The sequence below is a fragment of the Salinibacterium hongtaonis genome (assembly GCF_003065485.1).
In the GTDB taxonomy this organism is placed as follows: domain Bacteria; phylum Actinomycetota; class Actinomycetes; order Actinomycetales; family Microbacteriaceae; genus Homoserinimonas; species Homoserinimonas hongtaonis.
On sequence record NZ_CP026951.1, the window covers coordinates 1628359 to 1649619 of the forward strand.

Below are 21261 nucleotides of genomic sequence, written 5' to 3' on the forward strand. Positions count from 1 at the left end.
GTCTAGTCCTCTGCGGTAACGGTCTGAGCTGTCCCAGCCTGAACGACACCGGCACTCGAAGCCCTGCGAGAACCGCGCGAGCGGCCCTGGCCTGGCTGCTTGGGCTCAGGAAGAGCGTCAAGCAGGCTTCCGAGAATCTCCTCGGCATCACGGGTACTGACGCGCTTGGCCGTGCTCGTGGACTTGACCACGGGGATGTCCAAGATCTCGACGACCTCGACGCTTTCGACGCTTTCGCGGTGGGAAGCGCTCTGTGTGGCATCTGCATCCTGCTTCATGGCCGGAGCTTCTGCCGACTCGGCCGGCGACTCGCTCGCTGCTGGAGTCGACGCCTTCGAGCGTGATCGGCGGGATCGACCGGACTTAGCCGGGGCCTGCTCCGGTGTTTCGCCAGCGTTCTGCTCAGCAGAGGCGCCATCGTGAGCGGTCCCCGCTTCGATCGTGCCAGCAATGGTGCTCGCGGCGATCTGGGCGAGAGCGTTCTTGACGTCCTCCGTGATCACGTGGGTCGGGCTGGTCTTCGGGGCAGCAGCTGCCGCGGCGCCTCCCCCTTGCGGGCCGCTGGAGTTGCCACCGTTGCCACCGTTGTTATTGCCGCCGCCGTTGTTGCCCTTGCCGCCGCGGCTGCGACGCGTTTCGGGCTGGGGCGACTGGCGGTGCTTGACGACGGGGTCGTGGTGAATGATGATGCCGCGGCCAGCGCAGGCCTCACAGGCCTCGCTGAACGACTCGATGAGACCGAGACCCAGCTTCTTGCGGGTCATCTGCACGAGCCCGAGGCTCGTGACCTCCGCAACCTGGTGCTTCGTGCGGTCACGACTCAGGCACTCGACGAGGCGGCGAAGAACGAGGTCTCGGTTGGATTCGAGCACCATGTCGATGAAGTCCACGACGATGATGCCGCCGATGTCGCGCAGGCGGAGCTGGCGAACGATCTCTTCTGCGGCTTCGAGGTTGTTCTTGGTGACGGTCTCTTCGAGGTTTCCACCCGATCCGACGAACTTGCCCGTGTTGACGTCCACAACGGTCATCGCCTCGGTGCGGTCGATGACGAGCGAGCCTCCTGAGGGCAGCCAGACCTTGCGGTCGAGCGCCTTCTCGATCTGCTCGCTGATGCGGTACTGGTCGAACGAGTCGCGGTCACCCTCGTACTTTTCGATGCGGTCGACGAGGTCGGGCGCTACGGCACTCAGGTAGTTGGTGATCGTGGCGCGAGCTTCTTCGCCATCGATGACCAGCTTGTGGAAGTCCTCGTTGAAGACATCACGGACGATCTTGACCAACAGGTCGGGCTCGCTGTGAAGGAGCGCCGGTGCCGAGACGGTTTCGAGGGCAGCGCTAATCGAGGCCCACTGCGACGTGAGGCGATTGACATCGAGCGTCAGTTGCTCTTCGGTGGCTCCCTCGGCGGCGGTGCGCACGATAACGCCCGTGTTGTCGGGGAGAACCTCCTTGAGAATCTTCTTGAGGCGCGCACGCTCGGTGTCGGGCAGCTTGCGGCTGATCCCATTCATCGAGCCGTTCGGCACGTAGACGAGGTAACGGCCGGGCAGCGAGACCTGGCTCGTGAGACGGGCACCCTTGTGACCGACGGGATCCTTTGTGACCTGCACGAGCACCTTGTCGCCCGGCTTGAGGGCGAGTTCAATGCGGCGCGCCTGGTTCTTGCCCTCGGCGGAATTCTCCGCAGCAGCATCCCAGTCGACCTCACCGGAGTAGAGCACGGCATTGCGCCCGCGCCCGATATCGACGAACGCAGCCTCCATGCTCGGCAGAACGTTCTGCACGCGACCGAGGTACACATTGCCGATGAGCGATGCCTCGGCCGACTGTGCAACATAGTGCTCAACGAGCACGCCGTCCTCGAGAACACCGATCTGGATGCGGTTGTTCTTTTGACGAACGACCATCGTGCGGTCGACGCTTTCGCGGCGAGCAAGGAACTCGGCCTCGGTGACAACCGGACGGCGGCGACCCGCATCACGGCCATCACGGCGACGCTGCTTCTTGGCCTCAAGGCGGGTCGAGCCGCGCACCTTCTGCGGTTCGTTCGAAGGCTCCGGCTGCACCCGTGGCGCGCGGGTGCGAGTTACGGTCGCGGAGCGCTCCGACTCAGGTGCGTCGTCCTCGCTGGAACGGCGCCGAGTACGCCGACGAGCCGACGACGATGGCTCCTCGTCCTCATCATCGTGGTTGCTGCGCGCAGGGGAATCCGACGGAGGAACCATCGTCGGCAGATCTGGCGCTTTAAAGAACAGCGAGGTCGTGGAGCGGGCAACGAGCGGGGCCGTCGCTTCCGTGGGCGCAGCTGCGTCATCTGCCGAAGCGTCAGGGCTCACTTCGCTTGATTTCGCCTTGCGCGGGGCGCGGGCACGCGTAGTCTTCGCCTGAACAGGCTCAGGCGAAGAGGAATCAACTTCCGCGGCCTTCTCGACTACCGGAGCCTCGACTGCCGGTGCGGTCTCGTTGGTGGGCTGCTGAATGGGCTCGGCCACGATGGCCTCCTCAACGATCGCAGGAGTCGTGCTCGGGGCGGTCACTGTCTTCTCGGCAGCCTTTCGGCGCGAACCGAACAGTCGAACTCGCTTGCGAACCCCATCCTTCTGTGTGCCGTCATTGTTTTCGTTTGTATCCACCATCGCTGGTGCACTCCTAGCCGAACCAGGCAGCCGCGCTACCCTTCGGAAATCTCTCGCGTCAACTCGCGCTTCACGAATTGGCGCTAATCCTTACGTAACAAGCGGGGCGGATCAGTGCGCAGCGCCTGCGGCTCCTGCCGACTCTGCGGCGAACTCACGGGTGCTGCTGCGACCGGATGGGCCCTGTCTTGCTCGTCTTCTGTCACATCTGTTCGGTGCTGCACGAGCGGTGCGTCTAGCCTGCGACGGTAAGTGTCGCCAGGTGCCAGATCGAACCGCGGCCCGCAGACCGGAAAGCTTTTCTTGGTTGCCTCTCCGAGCGCGGCTCGGAGTGGACTTCATCAAATTATCGCACGTTGGGCCGAGAGTGGTGCATTCGGAGTCGCATTGCTATCGCGCCGCACCGTGAACGCTCAGCCGAACTGCGAGAATGTTCGACATGTCGAAGCCCCATATGGCCCTAGTCTCACCCTCGCGAGGCCTAACGGTGGGGCTCGTAGTTGCCGCAATTGCGGGCGTCTGCGGAGTCGTGCTCAGTTTCGTCAGCGCCGTGCGAGAACTGTCTGAGCTTGGCGTAGGCGATTCGCCGTCTACCGTGCTCGGAGTGCCGTGGTCTGTCGTGGGCATCGCGGTTTTTGCGGCGATCCTCGGCTTCGCCGTCGTTTTGCTGCAGCGCGATCCCTCCGCTGCACCACACCGGCGTGTTGCCATGGGAACCACGCTGATCATCGCGGGCATGATCGGTCTCTGGGCCGGCTGGGCACTCACCGCCGACAAAGTCATAACCGTGACGAGCCCCCAAGCCGACCTCGATTGCAACTTCACGCTTCTGGTGCAGTGCGGCGCCAACCTCACCTCGTGGCAGGGCTCGATTCTGGGCTTCCCGAACCCCCTGCTCGGCATCGGCGGGTGGGTCGCCGCGCTCGTGATGGGCGTCGCACTCGTTAGCGCCATTCCCCTCCGGCGGGCCCTGTGGGCGTGGTTCACGCTCGGAGTCACGGGGGCGATGGCCCTGGTGATCTGGCTGATCTCGCAGAGCATCTTCGTTCTCGGCACGCTCTGCCCGTGGTGCATGGTCACCTGGGCCGTGACGATCCCCGTCTTCTGGCTGTGCTGGGCGGAGCTACTGAGACGCTCACCGCAGCGCAGGCTGGCCGCGGCCGCTGGAGCCGTGTTGGGCTGGATTCCGCTGCTCACCGTGGCGAGCTACCTTGTGGTGGCGATCATCGCCCAGCTGAGGCTGGACGTGATCGCCTACCTATAGGCGGGTCAGGAGAACCAGAGGGCCAGTTCGCGCGCTGCCGACTCCGGCGAGTCGCTGCCGTGCACGAGGTTCTGCTGAACCTTGACGCCCCAGTCGCGACCAAGGTCACCGCGGATCGTGCCGGGTGCAGCGGTCGTCGGGTCTGTTGTGCCGGCGAGCGAACGGAATCCCTCGATCACTCGATTGCCTGCAACGCGGATCGCAACAACGGGGCCGCTCTCCATGAACTCGACGAGGGGCTCATAGAACGGCTTGCCCTGGTGCTCCGCGTAGTGCTCCGCGAGAAGTGAACGGTCGGCCTGAACGAAGCGGATGTCAACGAGCTGGTACCCCTTGGCCTCGATGCGGCGAAGGATCTCACCGGTGAGTCCGCGGGCGACGCCATCCGGCTTGACAAGCACGAGAGTTTCTTCAATGTCGTTGGACACGGTTTCTCCTTAGTTGGTGGTGGGGTTAAAGAAGGCGGCGTTGCGACGGTCGAGCCTGCGACCGACGACGAAACAGTACGTCCAGATCGCGACAAAGATCACGCCCGTCACAAAAAGCGCCGGGTGCACGAATCCGAGAAGGATGAGGGCAACCTGCAGCGCCCAGCCGACCCAGAGCGCCCACTCGTGACGCAGCATCCCCGATGTGAGCAGCAGCAGGATGGCGAAGACCGCCCCGCCGCCGAAGGCCACGCCAGCGGGCAGAAGCTTGAGCGCGAACACGGTGAGGGTGACAAAGAAGATCAGAACGGCTTCGAGGCCGAGCACGATCGAGAGAAGGCTCTCGGTGGCTCCCCTCCTGCGCTTGACGGCGCTCACGGCTTCCACCCCTCTTCGCTCGCGATATCGATTGCCTCGCCAACGAGGGTGATCGACCCCGTAACTACCACAGCGCGCTTGGGTTGCTCGGCGGCCCATGCCCGGGCCGCAGCAAGGGCCTCAGAAGCCTCGTCGTACTCCCACGTCGAGTCACTGTCGGCGATCTCCTTAACGATGTACGCGAGGTCGTCCGATGACACCGCGCGATCGGATGCCGACTGGGTCACATAGAACCGGGTCGCCTTCGGTGCCAGAGCAGAGATGATGCCCTCGGCATCTTTGTCCTCAAGCACGCCGACGACAAACGCGATCTCATCGAAATCGAAGAACTCCTCCAGAGCGCGAGTCAGGCTCTGCGCACCGTGCGGATTGTGGGCTGCATCAACGATCACCGTCGGGTCGATGCCGACGAGCTCGAGCCTGCCTGGCGAGGTTGCCGTGGCGAACGCCTCCTCAACGACATCGAGCGGAAGCGCCTGCGTTCCGTCGCCGAAGAACGCTTCTACCGCCGCAACGGCAACCGCAGCATTCTGGGCCTGGTGGGCACCATAGAGCGGGAGAAAGACGTCGCCGTAGGTTGAGGAGCGTCCCCGAACGGAGACGAGCTGGCCGCCGACCGCCATCGTGCCGGCGGCGACATCGAAGCCGTCTCCCTGGCGGACAATGGTCACCCCGAGGGAAGCGGCTTTGGCAGAAAGCTCGGCTGCAGCGGCGGGGTCCTGCGCCGCCGTGACGACGACACTGCCTTGCTTGATGATGCCAGCCTTGGTGCGCGCGATCTCGGCGATCGTCGAGCCGAGGCGGTGAACGTGGTCCAGTGCAATGGGAGTGAACACCGCAACATCGGCCGTGGCAATGTTCGTGGAGTCCCACTCCCCGCCCATTCCGGTCTCAAGCACGACCACATCGACCGGAGCGTCGGCAAACGCGGCGAAAGCCAGCAGGGTGAACGTCTCAAAGTAGGTAAGAGGCGCCTCGCCCTCCTGCGCAAGCGCAGCATCCGTCATGGTCACATACGGCTCGATTTCGCTCCACGCCGCAATGAAAGCCTCGTTGCTGATGGGCTCGCCGTCGATCATGATGCGCTCGTTTACGCGCGACAGGTGCGGGCTCGTGAGCAGTCCCGTGCGCAAACCGTGCGCCCTCAGAAGGCTGTCGATAATGCGGCTCGTGCTGGTCTTGCCGTTGGTGCCGGCAATGTGAATGACGGGGCTTGCCGCTTGCGGGTCTCCGAGGAGGGCGGCAGCACGCCGCGTCGGCTCAAGTCGGGGCCGCGGCGACGACTCCCCCACGCGCGAAAGCAGCTGCGCATAAACCTGATCGGCCCTCGGCTGAAGGAGAGCATCGTCGCTGAGTTCGGGGTCGTCAGACAGCTTCTTGTTGCGCGGTGAATTCTCAGACATCGATCGATGCTCCTTGCTGTGATCCCTCGATGCGAGCGACATCGATGACGATGTCCCCCGTGTTGGCGTACTTGCCTGCCGGCACAGTGGCGCGGTGGGCACCTACAGAGCCGGCGAGTTCAGCGCCCGGTCCGGCGGCAACGCCCGTAGCCACCGCGAGAGTCTCCTCCGCGATGATCTCGATAAAGCTCTCGACCGAAGCAGCCTCTTCCTCCGACGCAAAGAACAGGTCGAGACGGATGCGATCGCTCACGTCGAGACCAGCAGCCTTGCGGGTGTCTTGCACGGCGCGAATGATGTCACGGGCCAGCCCCTCGGCCTCAAGCTCGGGCGTGGTCGCGGTATCGAGAAGCACGAAGCCTCCCGTGGCGAGAAAGCTGATCGCGCTCGATTCATCGGCCGCGGTCAGCTCAAGCTCGAACTCTGAGGGCAGGAGTTCAAGGCCTCCGACGATGACGTTGTCTCCGTTGGCGACCCAGTCCCCGCGCTTTGCTGCGGGGATAACCTGCTGCACGGCCTTGCCGATGCGCGGCCCAGCCGCACGAGCGTTCACCGTGAGCTTGCGCTCAATGCCGTACTCGCCCAGGCTGCCCTCCACGAGCGGCTGCAGGTTCACCCGCTTCACGTTAAGTTCGTCGCGCAGGATGTCGCTGAATGCCGCCAGTCGCTCACTGTCTTCGCTCACCACCGTGAGGCTTGCCAGTGGCAGACGAACTCTCTTGCCCGTCGACTTGCGAAGGGCAAGGCCAGCGGATGCGATCTCCCTCACCCGATCCATGGTGCTCGCGAGGTCATCGTCCTCGGGGAAGGCCTCGGCATCGGGCCAGTCGAGAAGGTGCACGCTGCGCCCTCCAGTCAGACCCTTCCAGACGCGTTCCGTCACCAACGGTGCCAGTGGCGCGGCAAGACGAGTGAGGGTCTCCAGCACGGTAAAGAGCGTGTCGAAGGCATCGCGCCACTCGGCACCGCCGTTCTCTCCCGCCCAGAAGCGGTCGCGACTGCGACGCACATACCAATTGGTGAGGACATCGGCGAAGTCGCGCAGAGACTGCGCAGCAAGCGGGGAATCGAGCGCGTCGAGGTGGGCCGTCACGTCGATGATGAGCTGGCGCATCTTGGCCAACAGGTAGCGGTCGAGAACGTTCGTGGAGTCAGTGCGCCACGACGCAACGTAGCCACCCTCCTGGGCTGCATTGGCGTAGAGGCTGAAGAAGTAATAGCTGTTCCAGAGCGGCAGCAAGAACTGCCGCACACCCTCCCGGATGCCCTCCTCGGTCACGATGAGGTTGCCACCGCGGATGACGGACGACGACATCAGGAACCAGCGCATCGCATCCGCGCCATCGCGATCGAAGACCTCGTTGACATCGGGATAGTTGCGCAGCGACTTGGACATCTTCTGGCCGTCGTTGCCGAGCACGATGCCATGGCTGATCACGTTCTTGAACGCGGGACGGTCAAAGAGCGCGGTCGACAGCACGTGCATCGTGTAGAACCAGCCGCGGGTCTGCCCGATGTACTCCACGATGAAGTCGGCGGGGCTGTGTGAGTCGAACCATTCGCGGTTCTCGAACGGATAGTGAACCTGCGCATAGGGCATCGAGCCGGAGTCAAACCACACGTCGAGCACGTCTTCGATGCGGCGCATCGTGGAGGTGCCCGTCGGGTCGTCGGGGTTGGGACGCGTGAGGTCGTCGATGTAGGGACGGTGCAGATCTACCTCGCCGTCGGAGTTGCGCGGCAACGTTCCGAAATCGCGCTCAAGCTCTTCTAGCGAGCCGTAGACATCGATACGGGGGTACTCGGGGTCGTCGCTCTTCCACACCGGAATGGGCGAGCCCCAGTAGCGGTTGCGCGAGATCGACCAGTCACGGGCACCGGCCATCCACTTGCCGAACTGACCGTGCTTGACGTTCTCGGGAACCCAGTTGATCTCTTCATTGAGGTCGACCGCGCGGTCACGAAACTCCGGAACGCGGATGAACCAGCTCGAGACCGCCTTGTAAATGAGCGGCTGGCGGCAGCGCCAGCAGTGCGGATAGCTGTGCTCGTAGCTCTTCTGCTGCAGCAGCCGCCCCTCGGCCCGAAGCAGCTGGGTCAGCGGCTTGTTCGCGTCGAAGACCTGCATGCCTGCCACGGGCTCGACGCTCGGCAAAAAGCGCCCGCCGTCGTTGACAGAGATGACCACGGGGATTCCAGCGGCAGCACAGGTGATCTGGTCGTCCTCGCCGTAGGCCGGAGCCTGATGCACGATGCCGGTGCCCTCACCCGTCGCCACGTAGTCAGCGACAAGGATCTGCCACGCATTCTGCGTGCCGTACGTTTCGGCATCCGCATAAAAGTCCCAGAGGCGGTCATATTGCACGCCTCCGAGCTCGGCACCGCTGATCGTGCGGGAGATCGCGTCACGCGCAGCTTCTGCACTCTCGTAGCCCAGCTCTTTGGCGTACGCGGCAACCGTGTCGCCCGCGAGAAGGTATTCGGCGACGCCCTCCTCTGCCCCGTCGCCTCCCCCGAGGGGTCCGCTCGGCACGACCGCATATTCGATCTCCGGCCCAACGGCCAGGGCCAGGTTGGTGGGCAAAGTCCACGGCGTCGTCGTCCAGGCAAGGGCCCTTACTGCGGTGAGGCCGAGCACTTCGGCCTTCTCTCCGACGAGCGGGAACGTCACAGTGACAGTCTGATCCTGCCGCATCTTGTAGACATCGTCGTCCATGCGCAGTTCGTGGTTGGAGAGCGGAGTCTCGTCGTTCCAGCAATAGGGAAGAACGCGGAAGCCCTCGTAGGCGAGCCCCTTATCGTGGAGCTGCTTGAACGCCCAGATCACGGACTCCATAAAGCTCACATCGAGCGTCTTGTAGTCGTTCTCAAAGTCGACCCAGCGTGCCTGACGGGTCACATAGTTCTGCCACTCATCGGTGTACTTGAGCACTGAGGCGCGGGCTGCGGCGTTGAAGGCGCCGATGCCCATTTCCTCGATCTCTTCTTTCTTAGTGATTCCGAGTTGGCGCATTGCTTCGAGCTCTGCCGGCAGCCCGTGGGTGTCCCAGCCGAATCGGCGCTGCACCTGCTTGCCGCGCATCGTCTGATAGCGGGGAAACAGGTCCTTGGCGTAGCCGGTGAGCAGGTGGCCGTAGTGCGGCAGACCGTTGGCGAAGGGAGGGCCATCGTAGAAGACCCATTCCTCGCACCCCTCGCGCTGATCGATGGATGCCTGAAAGGTTCCATCGCCCTTCCAAAACGCCAAGATTCCCTGCTCGATCGCGGGGAGGCTCGGGCTCGGCGTGAGGGGCTCGGCGTGAGAACCGTCGGCGTCGGGGCGAGGGTAGGTCATTGGGTCTCCTGGGCAGTCATGACTCTGCACGAGGACGACGGATGATGAGAATCACCTGCCGCGGTACCACCCCGCTTGCCCTCTGCGTCGCAGTGAACGCATCGAGCCGCTTGTTCCTTGGCGATGACGGGCCAGCCCCGTTCGGTTCTACCAGGCGGGCATCCAGGATGCCCACCGTTCTTCCGAAAGCTCCCCGATGATGGTCGGATCACAGCCTGTGACATAAGGATACCGCGAGCGGGCTGGGGGCGAAATCGCTAGCCCTCTATGGTGTTTCGCGCTTTCGGAGATGGGGTTCCAGGCGAAAACGACCGGTTCCGTCGCGGCGGCTCCGACGAGTTCGCAGACGATGCCCCCTCGCTCCACGAGGATGGTGAGCGGAGGCTGCAGCGACAGGGTCGGTCTGATCGACGCCCGTCTGCCCCGTGCAGCCCGACAGGGTTCAAGCGGCGGGGTGTTCGATGACTCCTGCGAGCACAGCGGCGCCCGTTTCTGCGTCGTCAACCGTGACCACAAAGCGCTTGCCACTGCGGCGCTCAACCTCGATCGCTGGCCCCTTACGCATGACGACACCAGAGCGACCCTGGGCATCCCAACGCCAGCCCCACCCTCCAAAGTCGGCGGTGGGGTTGACCTCGACGACGCGCACGGCGACGATTTCGGCCGCCGGGATGGTGGTCTTGGGGAATCCCGCCACGCTGCGCACGGTGAGCCCACGGTGATCGGCTGAGACCCTCCACCACGACATGCTCACCAACAACAGCGCCAGCACGAGAACGATGCCGACAACGAGGGGAAGCATCTTTGGCTCACTCGCGGATGCGACCACTCCTCCCGCCGCGACCGCGAGGATGGCAATACACACGAGGACGATGCCGCCCCGAGCCATGGAGACGTTGCGAGTCCACGAAACACGCTCAGTTGACGCCGCGACGATGGGGGTCGGCTCGATACCGGCGACCGGGGTGCGATCAACGGGCGGAAGGACGAACCATGCCAGCCCTGCGAGCGCGAACCCGACGATGAATCCCAGCAGGAGGGCTGGCCCCGCGTCAGGAACATCATGCGCATCAGCGAAGCCACGCTGAATCGCGAGCGATCCGCCCACGCCGATTGCGATAATGCTCGCTAGCCATGGACCCGTGACCGCGATGGCCTTCTGATTCGCACTGAGTAAACCCGCATCCGTTGTCTTCCATGTCGAGGTGGCAGCAAAAACCGCGAACCCGACCGGGACAACAAACATGATGAACACCAGTTGCCAGGGACTGCCGAACCCGTCTGGGCCAGACCCAGACCAGTGAATTGCCGCCGGGTTGGGGACCTCGGGAATCCAGGATGCCGCAACGGCCGCGCCGATGAAGCCGACGAGAGCAGGGAAGACCCCGCCCACCAGGGTCGCTCGGATGCGGGTGTTGTGGATGCGACGGGCAAGGTCGGTGGTGCTATCCGGGGTCACTGGTAGGCCTCTCTGATGAGTGCGGCGAGCGCCGCGGGGGGAAGATCAAGTTTTTTCGCCTCGGCGACGGCCACGGCGATGGCGGCGTTGAGGGCGTCGTAGCTGCGCGGGGAGGCCACGATCACGGCGCCTCTGCCGCGCCTCAGCTCGATAAGGCCTTCATCACGCAGCTCCTGGTACGCCCGGAGAACCGTATGCACGTTGATCGCGAGCGATTCGGCGAGTTCGCGAGCTGATGGCAGCCGCTCTCCTGCTTTAGCTTCGCCCGAGATGACGGCAGCCCTAACCGCAGTGGAGAGCTGCTCGAAGAGCGGTGCCTCTGCGGAGGGATCGACACGAATGAGCATGCCGCCACTCTATTGTTCTAGTTGAGCTAGATCAAATCGACCATCGCGCTGTGGAAAATTCGCACGCAACCGCGGCGAAATTACTACGGTCACAGCATGCCTGCGCCCGCCGCCTCACGCTCTCGCCTGCTCGGCGCTATCGCCGCAACGGCTGCCGTCCTGGCACTCATCGGCTGCAGCACGGAACCGACTCCGCCCACTAAGCCATCCCACTCCACCGCCCCGCTCTTTTCTTCAGACGACGAAGCCCTCGCGGCAGCAGAAGCGGCGCTCACTGCCTACTGGGACATGAGCAACCTGATCTCGCAGGAGGGAGGCGTCAACCCGGAGCGGATGGCCGCGGTAGCCAGCCCTGACTGGACAGCGCTTGCGATCACGGATTTCGCTGCGTTGGCATCCAAAGGCTGGATCCAGCACGGCAGCGTCAGGTTCGATTCGGTTGAACTGCAGCAATGGTTTACCGGCCAGAAAACCGCGACGGTGATTGTGACTTCATGTTTCGACTACTCATCGAGGTTTTACCTGAACGGCGAAGGCGCCCAAGTGGATCTATCAAACGTTTCGAGTCGACGCCCTTTCGAAGTCGTTCTGGACCGCTACGAGGCCGAACAGGACTTCATTGTCGACTCAATAGAACCCTGGAGCGATAGAGAATGCTGACGGGTCGATCGGCTGTCTTGTCCCTGCTAATTATCCTCATGGCGCCGGCATCGATGGCCACCGCAGCAGATCAAGCAGACGTGTGTACATCGTTCGGGCAGTCCCAGGGTTACTGCGAGTCGAGTGTCGGTGCATCGACGAGGGCCGGAGAGTTCATCCTTGACGCCAAAACTTCAGGGTCCGCTGTCCCCGGGTCTGAATCCTCTGGCGGAATCAAGCAAGAGACCCTCGAAGAGAGATATGCCAGAACATGTGGTTCTCGGTGCGGTGACCTGTACGTTGCCACTGTCATCAGGGCCACGGACTTTGAGTCGTTCCGGCCCCGAAAGCCGATCGCGCTGTCCGAACCCGTCTCATGGGCAGCGGTGGGGCTGCCCGCGAACTTCTACGCCGAAATCGAACCCCACACCATCGAGGGCACCCTGCTGGGCAGGCCTGCCGTCGCGCGATTCACACCGGCCTCCTATCGATGGAACTTCGGCGACGGCCACAGCCTGACCACCCGCGGCAAGGGGTCCCAGTGGAAGACACAGTCACTCAAGGAGTTCTCCGACACCGCTACGAGCCATACCTTCGACCGACCTGGCGACTACAGCGTCACCCTCACCGTCAATTACTCGATCGAGTACTACTACGAAGAAAACGCCGATGGCGGCTGGGAAGAGTTCATCGGTTACCTGCCCATTGCATCCGAACCCATCCCGATGCACGTCGCATCCGTTAAGACCGTGCTCGTGAGCAAGACCTGCCTGCAGAACCCCACCGGCCCCGGCTGCTAACCCTCCCGCAAACCCCCGGCGCAGTGCGATGCTGTGGGCATGCCTGTTCATGCAGAACCACTGGACGCTCTCCGCCGTCGCACCAGCGTCAAATGGCGCGCGTACCCCGACGATGTCCTCCCCCTTTTCGTCGCAGAAATGGACTTTCCACTCGCCCGGCCCATTGGCGACGCAATACGGGATGCCGTCGATCGCTCCGACACCGGGTATTCAAGCGGAGGGCGGGAGTTGCCTCACGCTTTCAGCTCCTTTGCCGAGAAGCGGTGGGGCTGGGCGGTTAACCCCGACCACGTGCGCTCCACCGCCGACGTGAGCATGGGAATCCTCGAGGTTCTGCGCCGGGTCACCCAGCCGGGCGACAGCGTTGTGGTAACCCCACCCGTTTATCCACCGTTCTACGCACTCATCGATGAAGCACGCTCCTCTGTCGTTCGTGTTCCCTTGCTCGACGATGGAGCATCCATCGCGCTCGACCTTGAAGGCATCGATGCGGCCTTCGCCGCGGGAGCAACAGCGATGGTGCTGTGCAACCCACATAATCCGCTGGGCTACCCGCACACACCCGCGGACCTTATTGCGCTTGCCGAGATCGCCCAGCGGCACGACGCCACCATCATCAGCGACGAAATACATGCGCCGCTCACCCACAGCGACGGGCACTTCACTCCCTTCCTCACCGTGAGCGACGCCGCCCGCGAGCACGGCGTTTCGATCACCTCGGCGAGCAAAGCTTGGAACCTTGCCGGGCTCAAGTGTGCGCTCATGATCACGGCGGCACCCAGGATGCATGCCGTGATTGACGGAATGCACGACGAGGTCTTCTGGCGCACCAGCCATCTTGGAGTGCAGGCATCGATCGCAGCATTCCGTGAGGGCGAAAGCTGGCTCGACGACGTGATCTCGAACCTCGAGGCCAATCGCCGACTGCTTGACGATCTGCTCGCCGAGAGCATCCCCGGTTCTCGCTATCGCCAACCGGTCGCAGGATATTTGGCCTGGATCGATCTGCGCGATGCGGGGTGGGGCGACGATCCGGCGGCCGGAATTCTCGAGCGGGCCAAGGTCGCGCTCACCTCCGGCCCCGCTTTTGGTCGCGAGGGCACAGGATTCGCCCGTCTGAACTTCGGATGTTCGCCAGAAGTGCTAACGGAAGCCATCGAGCGGATCCGCGCCGCTAGGCTCAGCGACCATGACTGACACGACAACGCCGTCGCCCGCGATTGTGCTCTCCGTCACCGACGGAATAGCGAGAGTGACCCTGAACCGTCCGTCTCGGCTGAACGCCATCGATCAGGAATCAGCCGAGCGGTGGCGCGATGCCGCCCACGAGATCGCCCGTCGCGACGACGTTGTCGCCGTAATCTTCGACGCGGCCGGCTCAGCGTTCTGCGCCGGTGGCGACATCCATGCCATGAGCGGCAACGGCTCCTACGACGGCGCGGCTATTGCCGCGCTCGCCGACGTGATCCATGAGGGACACCGCGTGTTCCGTGAGATGCCCAAGCCCATCGTGGCCGCCGTTCAGGGTGCGGTTGCCGGGGGCGGCCTCGGGTTCATGCTCGTGGCCGACTACATCGTGGCGTCGGATTCTGCTTTCTTCGCCAGCCGGTATTCCGCAATCGGGCTGACGCCCGACTGCGGCGTGAGCACCCTTCTACCCGAAGCCGTGGGCATGCGACGCGCCCTCGAACTCACCCTCAGCAGCCGCAGACTCTCGGCCGCAGAGGCGCTCGACTGGGGGCTCGTGACCGAGGTCGTTGCCCCAGAAGAGCTCGCCTCCCGCGTCGACGCGGTCGCACTGAGCTGGCGCTCGGGCGCGGCAGGGGCCTTCGGCCAAGCCAAGCGGCTCATGCGAGCGAGCACCCAGCGCAGCTACCAGGAGAACCTCGATGATGAAGCCCGCACCATCGGCGCGTCCATCGAAACCCCCGACGCCACTCGCCTGATCGCCGCTTTCACCGCGCCCCGCTCGTAGAGAGACATCCACAACGTTTCTGCCGGGGTTCTGTAGACACCGCTGCGTGGCGAATTGTGAGCCATGCGTAGTATTGGCACAGATTCCCGACCAACACGGAAAGGAGAGTCGCGATGTCGACCCTCACCCTGCACCTCGGCCGCCCGACGCTCGCAGACCGTTTCTTCGCCCGCAGCATTGCGACCGACATCGTGCTGGTCTCGGCTGGCGCCGCTGTCACGGCGGTGGCCTCGCAGCTGTACATTCCCATCCAGCCCGTGCCGATCACGCTGCAGACCCTTGCCGTGATTCTGGTCGGAAGCACCCTGGGTGCCACCCGCGGCGCGCTATCGATGGTGCTCTACCTCGCGGTAGGCATGCTCGGCATGCCCGTGTTTAGCGAGGGCGCATCCGGCACCTCGGTAGTGTTCGGCGCAACAGGCGGCTACATCGTGGGCTTCATTTTCGCGGCTGCCCTCACGGGATGGCTCGCGCAGCGGGACTGGGACAAGAAGTTCCTCGGCGCCGCAGTCTCGATGGCGGCGGGCACCATCATGACGTTTGCCATCGGTCTCCCCTGGCTTGCCGTCTCCCTCAACGCTTCGCTCGCGCAGACCCTTGAGTGGGGCCTCTACCCCTTCATCATCGGCGGAATCGTCAAGTCGGCTATTGCCGCCGGCCTGCTCCCCCTCACCTGGAAGTTCGCCGACCGGCTGGCTGCACGCCGCGACTGACGCGTGCGCAGCGCCCTCCGACATCCGGGCGATTCGACATGTCGGAGCGCAGGACTATGATTAATGGACTGAGTGCAACTAATGCATTCGGTCCATTTTTCATCGCCCGTTAGTTCGCACCCACAGCTGAGGTCAGAATGATTCGCGCCGCCCGCTCTCTTTCCATCGGCGGCGTCGCCGTCGCCTCCCTTTCCCTGCTCGTGGCATGCTCGGCGCCCGGCGTCACCTCCACCGATCCCGTCAGCGGTGGAACCCTCGTGTACGCATCGGGCGATGCCGAGCCGAGTTGCCTCGACCCGCATGTTGGCGGCAACTTTCCTCAGGCTCTGCTCGCGACGCAGTACATCGAGTCCCTTGTCTCCAAGAACGCCGGTGGCGAGATCCTGCCGTGGCTGGCCAGCGACTGGACCGAAAGCACCGACGGCCTCTCGTGGGAGTTCACGATTCGCGACGACGTCGCCTTCACCGACGGCACCCCCCTCGACGCGGCGGCCGTTGCCGCGAACATCGCCCACCTGCAAGACCCCGCAACCGCGTCGTCGACCGGATACCTCGCTGTGGCCAAAATCACATCAATGGATGCCGATGGCCAGACACTCACGCTGACCCTCTCGTCGCCGGACAGCGCACTGCTCGACTCGTTCTCGCAGCCCTGGGTGGGTATCCAGTCCCCCACAGCACTCAAGCGCACTCAGGAGGAGAACTGCGCTTCTCCCGTCGGCACCGGACCTTTTGTGGTCACCGAGTGGAAGCGTCAAGACTCGGTCACGCTTAAGCGCAATGAGGACTACACGACGCCCCCGCAGGATGCCGAGCACGACGGAGTGGCCTATCTCGACGCCATCGACTGGCGGTTCATCCCCGACTCCGCCACGCGGTATTCCGCCCTCCAGTCGGGGCAGGTCGATGTGATCGACAACGCTCAGCCCGACTCGATCGCCGCAGCAGAAGGCGAATCTAACCTCAAGGTCATCTCCGCCCCTCGCCCCGGCGCCTCAAATCGCATCGAACTCAACTCGGGCAAGGCGCCGTTCGACGACGAGCGGGTTCGTGAGGCGTTCATTCGGGCCGCGTCCGTCAACGACGGCATTTCGAGTCTCTTCTTCGGAACCGCCGACCGCTCCTACTCGGTGCTCTCGAGCGTAGAAGCGACATCCATTGAAGCGCCGGAGTACTTTGACATCGATGCGGATGCCGCGGGCGACCTTCTTGATCAGGCCGGCTGGGCGCAGCGCGACGCGGAGGGTTACCGGGTCCGCGGCGGCGAGCGGCTGACCCTCACCTTCCCCGTGAGCACAAACCAATCGATCCCCGCTGAGCAGTCACTCTTCGAGCAGATCCAGGCTGCGGTCAAGCCTGTCGGGTTTGAGGTCGTGCTTGAACCGCTCGACCTTTCGAGCTGGTACGGCGCGCTCGCTGCTAACGACTACAACCTGGTCAGTGCGCCGTATACCAAGGTGGGCCCCGACGTGCTGCGCATCCTGTACCACTCCGATTCGATCGTTCCTGCGCCCAGTGGCTACTACGCAAACCTCGCGCAGCTGAGCGACCCGGCCCTCGACGCGCTGCTAGCGGAGGCCAGTGCGACGCAGGACGCAGAGCAGCGCGCATCGCTGTACGAGCAGGCGCAGGAGATCATTCTGAGCGGCTACTACGTGCTGCCTCTCTACGACCAGCAGAACCACTTTCTCCACTCGACGGCCGTTTCGGGCATGCGGGCTCTCCCCACCGTGTCGGCACCCACGTTCTACGACGCGTGGGTGAATCGCGCATGATCACCGGGTAGCGGCATGAGTGTTCTGCGGTGGAGCGCGGCCAAGATCGCTGGTGGTGTCTTCGTGCTCTGGGCTATCGCAACCGCAATATTCTTTGCGCTCCGGCTGATCCCCGGCAGCCCCGAGCAGGCGCTTCTCGGGGGCCCCGGCTCGCAGGCTTCAGAAGAGGCACTTGCCCTGGTGCGGGCCGAGCATGGACTCGATCAACCGCTCATAGCTCAGTACCTGATGATGCTCGGCAGACTCGTCACGGGCGACCTGGGAACCTCATACTCGCTCAAGTCGAGCGTGGTCTCCCTCATCGCGGAGCAGTTCTGGGGCACCCTCCTGCTTACCGTTCTCTCGCTCGTGGCAGCGTGGATAATCGCCCTGGGGCTGGCGCTCTGGTCGACGCGTGGTGGGCGAATCGCTAGGGGCATCGCCTCGGGGCTTGAGATAGCGGCATCCGCTGTCCCGCATTTTTGGCTCGCATCGCTGTTCATCCTCGTCTTCAGCAATGCTCTGGGGTGGCTGCCCCCGGTGAGCGTCCCCGGCCCCCTGGGTCTGGTGCTGCCGGTTCTGACTCTGGGCATCCCCCTTGCCGGGTTTCTCGGTCAGGTCATGAGGGAGTCGATGCTCGATGCACTCGAATCTCCCTTTGTTCTCTCGGCGAGGGCGAGAGGAGAAGGTGAGACGGGGATCCGGCTTCGTCATGCGATTCGGCACGCGGCCCTGCCGGCGATATCGCTCTCCGGCTGGGCATTCGGGTCGCTCTTGAGCGGGGCGGTCGTGGTCGAGACTGTGTTTGCGCGGCCGGGGCTCGGCCGCAGCCTGATGAGCGCCGTCACGGCCAGGGACATTCCCATGGTCACGGGAATCGCCCTCGTCTCCGCACTCGCGTTCGTGCTGGTCACGATTGCCACGGACGCCCTGGATCGTGTTGCCGACCCGCGACTTCGGGCGCGCAAATGACGGGGGCAGCATGACGGGCGCACTCAGCACCGTGACCCTACGCGGCAACTCTCGGGCACGCCCGGGGGCTCGGGTCACGCTGGGAGAGGCGCTGAGTGGCGGCATCCTGGCGCTTCTGCTCGTCGCCGCCATCGCACCACAGCTGCTGGCGCCCGGCGACCCGCTCGCGGTTCATCCGCTCGAGTCGTTTCGCCCGCCCTCGTGGGGTCACCTCTTCGGCACGGACGAGTCGGGCCGCGACATCTTTACCCGGGTAGTGCATGGCGCGCGGCCGTCGCTTCTCATCGGCCTCGCCGCGACGGCGATCGGCGTCGGGCTCGCGCTCATCCTCGGCACGCTGGGGGCCCTCAGCAACCGGGTTGTCGACTTTGCCACGACCCGCATTGTCGAAGTGCTCTTTGCGCTGCCCGGGCTGCTGCTGGCCCTTGTGTTCATCGCAATTGCCGGCCCGGGCATCCTCACGACGACGATTGCCGTGGGGCTATCGACAGCTCCCGGGTATGCCCGCATTATCAGGGGCCGCATCCGGGCCGTTCGTGAATCGGAATACATCGATGCCGCTGTCGTACTCGGGCGTTCCCCGTGGTTTATTACGTCCAGACACATCATCCCCAACGCCCTGGCCCCCGTGTTCGTCTTGGCCACTCTCGGCGTTGGGCAGGCCATCGTCTGGGCATCATCGCTGAGCTATCTGGGGCTCGGAGCGGTGCCACCAGCAGCGGAGTGGGGCGCAATGCTCTCGGCCGGGCGCACCTATATGTCGGTGGCATGGTGGATGACGGTGTTCCCCGGGCTGGCGATCGTGGCAACGGCCGCCGCCGCGACGACTCTCGGGCGCAGCATTCAGGCGCGCACCAGGCAGGGGCAGAAATGACGGCGGATGCGGTGCTCACGATTGAGAATCTGCGAGTGCGGTTCGGTGCGGCCGAGGTGGTGCGCGGCATCTCGTTGTCGGTGGCGGCGGGCGAGTGTGTCGCGATCGTGGGGGAATCGGGCTCCGGCAAGAGTGTGACGGCCCGGGCCCTGCTCGGGCTGGCGGGGTCCGGCTCCACGGTCACCGCCGACACGATGCGTCTGTCGACAGACTCGGGGGTGCGCGATCTACTGCGGGTGCGCCCACGAGCTTGGCGGCGCATCCGCGGGGGCGAGGTGGGTCTCGTGCTGCAGGATGCCCTGGTATCTCTCGATCCGCTACGACCCGTAGGGCGCGAGATCGACGACGTACTAAGGCTGCACACAAGCCTTTCGCCGCGTGAGCGCAGATCTCGGGTGCGAGAGATCTTGGCCTCTGTCGGCATGCCCGACCCTGAGGAGCGGGCGAGGCAGCGTTCTGGTGAGCTTTCTGGCGGCCTGCGCCAACGCGCCCTGATTGCGAGCGCGATAGCCGCCGATCCCCCTTGCTCATCGCCGACGAGCCGACTACGGCGCTCGACGTGACGATCCAGGCTCAGATTCTCGACCTGCTCGCTGAACTTCGTCGTGGCGGAACCGGGCTGCTCCTCATCAGCCACGACCTCGCCGTTGTTCGCAGCGTTGCCGACCGCGTCGCCGTGATGCACGACGGTGTCATTGTGGAACAGGGGCGAACCGATGAGGTGCTCTCCTCCCCGCGGCACGAGTACACCCGTCGGTTGCTGCGGTCGGTGCCCTCCGGCGCCGCGCGGGGCGAGCGTCTCTCGGAATCGCTCACGATCACCGAGCGCGCGCCGGCACCTCAGTCCCACGAACCGGTTGCCCTCATGTCCGCGAGCGGCCTCATTAAGCGCTTCGGGTCGTTCACCGCAGTCGACGGCGTCTCCCTTCACCTGGAATCCGGCCGCACTCTGGGGCTCGTCGGCGAATCAGGCTCCGGCAAAACCACTGTTGCCCGCATGCTCCTGGGGCTCACCGAACCAGACTCGGGCTCGGTCAGCCTCCTGGGCAGCCCGTTCAGCTCCGTGCCAGAACGCGAACGGCGACACCGCCGACCCGCTCTCGGTGCCATCTACCAGGATGCGCTCAGCTCATTTGATCCGCGGGCGACCGTCGCCGACATCCTGCGCGATGCGGCGGGCGGCGGCTCGGCGCGCGGGGTGAGCGGCCGCAGAATTGCCGACCTGCTCGACTCGGTCGGTCTGCCATCAGACGTGCTAACCCGCCGCCCGCTGCACCTCTCCGGTGGTCAGCGCCAGCGAGTTGCTATTGCCCGAGCGCTCGCCCCATCGCCGCGGATCATCGTGTGCGACGAGCCCGTGTCGGCGCTCGACGTCTCGGTGCAGGCACAGGTGCTCGACCTGCTCGACGACCTTCAGAGAGAACGCGGGCTCGCCTATCTCTTTATCTCGCACGACCTGGGCGTAGTTCACCACATGAGCGACCGTGTCGCCGTGATGCAGGGCGGCCGTATCGTTGAACAGGGTGAGGCGGCAGAGATCTTTGCTCGCCCGACACATCCTTATACCCAGACCCTTCTTGCTGCGGCACCGACGATCGGTGAGCCGCGGGGCCACCTCGACCGGAGCACACTATGACCCCCGCCTCAGCATCGGGCCGCGGCCGACCCCCCGCGGCCTCCCGCGAGATGCTGCAGGATGCCGCGTTCGAACTGTTCTTGGAGAACGGCTACGCGGGCACGACGGTTGAGCACATTGCCCAACGCGCGGGAGTCAGCCGAAACACCTTCTTCAATTACTTCGATGCCAAGGGCGACGTGTTCTGGGTGGAGTTCGATGAGGCCATCGACGCGGCACAGGCCGACCTCGCATCGACCCAAGCCAGCGACCCCCTCGCCGCGATTCGCCATGCACTGCTGCACGCCGCTGCATCGCTGGGGCCATCGCGGGTGCCGTTTGCGCTCACGCAGCACGACCTCATCGGCAGCACGCACGAGCTGCTGTCCTCGGGCATCGGCCGCGTCACCAGGCTCGCGGCCATTCTGCGGGATGCCCAGCTGGCGTGCGGTGAGCAGAAAGCTACGGCAACGGCGTATGCGCTCACGGGAGCCGTCGTTGCCGCAGCACAGCTCTGGGCACGCGCGGGATCGGAGCGCGGAGCGTTCACGCCGTTCGTCGAGGCCGCCATCGACCCGGTTCTGGCGGGTTATGCTGCGACCGCTCACGGGTCGGTCGGCTAACATTAGAGTCGCCTCACACTTAGGCACTTCACCACTGACGCGGT

The 21261-nt window shown here is 64.4% G+C and carries 19 protein-coding genes; 12 read left to right on the forward strand and 7 right to left on the reverse strand.

Annotation, left to right across the window (positions count from 1 at the left end; all coding sequences use genetic code 11):
- Positions 1–2: 2 nt before the first annotated feature.
- Positions 3–2639 (reverse strand): Rne/Rng family ribonuclease, encoded by a 2637-nt coding sequence (locus tag C2138_RS07830; RefSeq protein ID WP_108516848.1) that lies wholly within the window; start codon positions 2637–2639, stop codon positions 3–5.
- Between the two features lie 439 nt (positions 2640–3078).
- Here C2138_RS07830 and C2138_RS07835 point away from each other — a divergent pair, with 439 nt between their 5' ends.
- The gene (locus tag C2138_RS07835; RefSeq protein ID WP_241961080.1) at positions 3079–3903 is read left to right on the forward strand and encodes a vitamin K epoxide reductase family protein; all 825 of its coding nucleotides are present in this window, start codon (positions 3079–3081) and stop codon (positions 3901–3903) included.
- 5 nt (positions 3904–3908) lie between these two features.
- Here C2138_RS07835 and ndk read toward each other — a convergent pair whose 3' ends face one another.
- The 6 genes from ndk to C2138_RS07865 all read right to left on the reverse strand — a co-directional run bounded on the left by ndk (position 3909) and on the right by C2138_RS07865 (position 11252).
- Positions 3909–4331, reverse strand: a complete 423-nt coding sequence (gene ndk / locus C2138_RS07840) for a nucleoside-diphosphate kinase (RefSeq protein WP_108516850.1) — start codon at positions 4329–4331, stop codon at positions 3909–3911.
- A 9-nt stretch (positions 4332–4340) separates the two neighbouring features.
- Entirely contained in the window at positions 4341–4709 is a 369-nt protein-coding gene (locus C2138_RS07845) for a DUF4233 domain-containing protein (RefSeq protein ID WP_199286518.1), read from the reverse strand.
- Complete coding sequence (locus C2138_RS07850) at positions 4706–6112, reverse strand: bifunctional folylpolyglutamate synthase/dihydrofolate synthase (protein ID WP_108516853.1); 1407 nt, start codon at positions 6110–6112, stop codon at positions 4706–4708. Before C2138_RS07850 ends, C2138_RS07845 begins: the two co-directional genes overlap by 4 nt.
- A complete protein-coding gene (gene ileS / locus C2138_RS07855) occupies positions 6105–9446 on the reverse strand; it encodes an isoleucine--tRNA ligase (RefSeq protein ID WP_108516854.1) in 3342 nt (1113 codons plus the stop codon). The genes C2138_RS07850 and ileS overlap by 8 nt, the downstream gene beginning before the upstream one ends.
- A gap of 442 nt (positions 9447–9888) precedes the next feature.
- Positions 9889–10905, reverse strand: coding sequence for a DUF1648 domain-containing protein (locus C2138_RS07860; protein WP_108516856.1), 1017 nt, complete (start codon positions 10903–10905; stop codon positions 9889–9891).
- Positions 10902–11252 (reverse strand): GntR family transcriptional regulator, encoded by a 351-nt coding sequence (locus C2138_RS07865; protein ID WP_108516857.1) that lies wholly within the window; start codon positions 11250–11252, stop codon positions 10902–10904. The genes C2138_RS07860 and C2138_RS07865 overlap by 4 nt, the downstream gene beginning before the upstream one ends.
- Positions 11253–11348: 96 nt before the next feature.
- Between C2138_RS07865 and C2138_RS07870 the strand changes: the two genes are divergently transcribed.
- From C2138_RS07870 to C2138_RS07915, 11 genes are all read left to right on the forward strand, one after another.
- Positions 11349–11912: a hypothetical protein gene (locus tag C2138_RS07870; protein WP_108516859.1), complete on the forward strand. Its 564-nt coding sequence runs from the start codon at positions 11349–11351 to the stop codon at positions 11910–11912.
- A 17-nt stretch (positions 11913–11929) separates the two neighbouring features.
- A complete protein-coding gene (locus C2138_RS07875) occupies positions 11930–12691 on the forward strand; it encodes a PKD domain-containing protein (RefSeq protein ID WP_159078174.1) in 762 nt (253 codons plus the stop codon).
- 39 nt (positions 12692–12730) lie between these two features.
- Positions 12731–13888 carry a MalY/PatB family protein gene (locus C2138_RS07880; RefSeq protein WP_108516862.1) on the forward strand — a complete coding sequence of 386 codons (1158 nt, stop codon included), beginning with the start codon at positions 12731–12733 and terminating at the stop codon, positions 13886–13888.
- Positions 13881–14666 (forward strand): enoyl-CoA hydratase/isomerase family protein, encoded by a 786-nt coding sequence (locus tag C2138_RS07885; protein WP_108516863.1) that lies wholly within the window; start codon positions 13881–13883, stop codon positions 14664–14666. The genes C2138_RS07880 and C2138_RS07885 overlap by 8 nt, the downstream gene beginning before the upstream one ends.
- Before the next feature lie 113 nt (positions 14667–14779).
- Positions 14780–15379 (forward strand): biotin transporter BioY, encoded by a 600-nt coding sequence (locus C2138_RS07890; RefSeq protein ID WP_108516865.1) that lies wholly within the window; start codon positions 14780–14782, stop codon positions 15377–15379.
- A gap of 137 nt (positions 15380–15516) precedes the next feature.
- Complete coding sequence (locus C2138_RS07895; protein WP_108516867.1) at positions 15517–17154, forward strand: ABC transporter substrate-binding protein; 1638 nt, start codon at positions 15517–15519, stop codon at positions 17152–17154.
- 15 nt (positions 17155–17169) lie between these two features.
- Positions 17170–18105 (forward strand): ABC transporter permease, encoded by a 936-nt coding sequence (locus C2138_RS07900; protein ID WP_108516869.1) that lies wholly within the window; start codon positions 17170–17172, stop codon positions 18103–18105.
- Between the two features lie 10 nt (positions 18106–18115).
- Positions 18116–18979: an ABC transporter permease gene (locus C2138_RS07905; RefSeq protein ID WP_108518948.1), complete on the forward strand. Its 864-nt coding sequence runs from the start codon at positions 18116–18118 to the stop codon at positions 18977–18979.
- On the forward strand, positions 18976–19542 hold the full coding sequence (locus C2138_RS13925) for an ATP-binding cassette domain-containing protein (protein ID WP_338418806.1): 567 nt from the start codon (positions 18976–18978) through the stop codon (positions 19540–19542). The genes C2138_RS07905 and C2138_RS13925 overlap by 4 nt, the downstream gene beginning before the upstream one ends.
- On the forward strand, positions 19503–20615 hold the full coding sequence (locus C2138_RS07910) for an ATP-binding cassette domain-containing protein (RefSeq protein WP_338418807.1): 1113 nt from the start codon (positions 19503–19505) through the stop codon (positions 20613–20615). Before C2138_RS13925 ends, C2138_RS07910 begins: the two co-directional genes overlap by 40 nt.
- Entirely contained in the window at positions 20612–21217 is a 606-nt protein-coding gene (locus tag C2138_RS07915) for a TetR/AcrR family transcriptional regulator (RefSeq protein ID WP_108516870.1), read from the forward strand. Before C2138_RS07910 ends, C2138_RS07915 begins: the two co-directional genes overlap by 4 nt.
- Positions 21218–21261: the final 44 nt, after the last annotated feature.